This window comes from Micromonospora xinjiangensis, from assembly GCF_056150165.1.
Genome location: NZ_JAXCFO010000017.1, coordinates 1 through 1,463, shown reverse-complemented (window position 1 = coordinate 1,463; position 1,463 = coordinate 1). Strand labels below are relative to the sequence as shown.

Below are 1,463 nucleotides of genomic sequence, written 5' to 3'. Positions count from 1 at the left end.
TTCGATGCGGTGTTGCTGGATCGGGATGGCACGTTGGTGGAGGACGTGCCGTTCAACGGTGATCCGGAGAAGGTGCGGCCGGTGGTGGGGGCGCGGGCGGCGTTGGATCGGTTGCGGGCGGTGGGGTTGCGGCTGGGGGTGGTGACGAACCAGTCGGGGTTGGCGCGGGGGTTGTTCACCGGGTCGCAGATGGCGGCGGTGCACGCGCGGATTGAGGAGTTGTTGGGGCCGTTCGACACGTGGCGGGTGTGTCCGCACGACGATGCGCGGGGGTGTGGTTGTCGGAAGCCGGCGCCGGGGTTGGTGCACGCGGCGGCGGCGGATTTGGGCACGGTGGCGCAGCGGTGTGTGGTGGTGGGGGATATCGGTCGGGATGTGGTGGCGGCGTTGGCGGCGGGGGCGGCGGGGGTGTTGGTGCCGACGCCGGTGACGCGGGTCGAGGAGGTCGCGGCCGCGCCGTGGGTTGCGGTGGATCTGCCGGCGGCGGTGGAGGAGATTCTGCGTCGGCAGGCTGCGGTGACACCGGTGGCGCCGGCGTGGCGGGGGTCGGACAGCGGTGCCGGCGGCGGGTCGCGGTGGGTGTCCTCGGTGGCCGGGTCGGCGGGTGTCGTGGGTGCTTCGACGCGGGGTCGGCGGGGGACGGTGCTGGTGGTGCGGGCGGATTCGGCGGGGGATGTGCTGGTGACCGGGCCGGCGATCCGTGCTGTCGCGGCGGGCGCGCGGCGGGTGGTGCTGTTGTGCGGTCCGCGGGGGCGGGCGGCGGCTGACCTGTTGCCCGGGGTGGACGAGATCATCGAGCACCGGTTGCCGTGGATCGATCCCGACCCCGCGCCGGTCGACCCCGCCGACATGGCCGACCTCACCGCGCGTCTGGCCGCGGTGGGCGCCGACGAGGCGGTCGTCTTCACCTCCTACCACCAGTCACCACTGCCCCTCGCCCTGCTGCTGCGCATGGCCGGCGTGTCCCGCATCGCCGCGATCAGCGACGACTACCCCGGCAGCCTGCTGGACCTGCGCCACCGCGTCCCACCCGGCGTCCCCGAACCCGAACGCGCCCTCTCCCTCACCGCCGCCGCCGGCTACGGCCTGGCACCCGGCGACCAACCCACCCTCCGCCTCCGCACCGAGGCGCTGCCGCCGCCCCCGGCGGGGGTCGGTCCGCCGGGCTACGTGGTGCTGCACCCGGGCTCCTCGGTGCCGAGCCGGGCCTGCCCCCCGGAGGTGGCCGTACGGATCGGCCGGGCGCTGCTCGACGCGGGTTACCGGGTCGTGGTGACCGGCACCCCGCAGGAGCGGGAGCTGACCGCGGCGGTGGCCGGCGAGGGCGGCGTGGACCTGGGGGGTCGCACCGGGCTCGCCGAGCTGGCCGGCGTGATCGCGAACGCGTCGGCGGTGGTCGTCGGCAACACCGGCCCCGCCCACCTGGCCGCGGCGGTCGGCACACCGGTGGTCAGCCTCTTCGC

General features: G+C 75.5%; 1 protein-coding gene. It reads left to right on the top strand.

Annotated elements, in window-relative coordinates; translation table 11 throughout:
- On the top strand, positions 1 to 1,463 hold a 1,463-nt coding region (locus SM573_RS29705; RefSeq protein ID WP_474617555.1), incomplete at both ends, for an HAD-IIIA family hydrolase.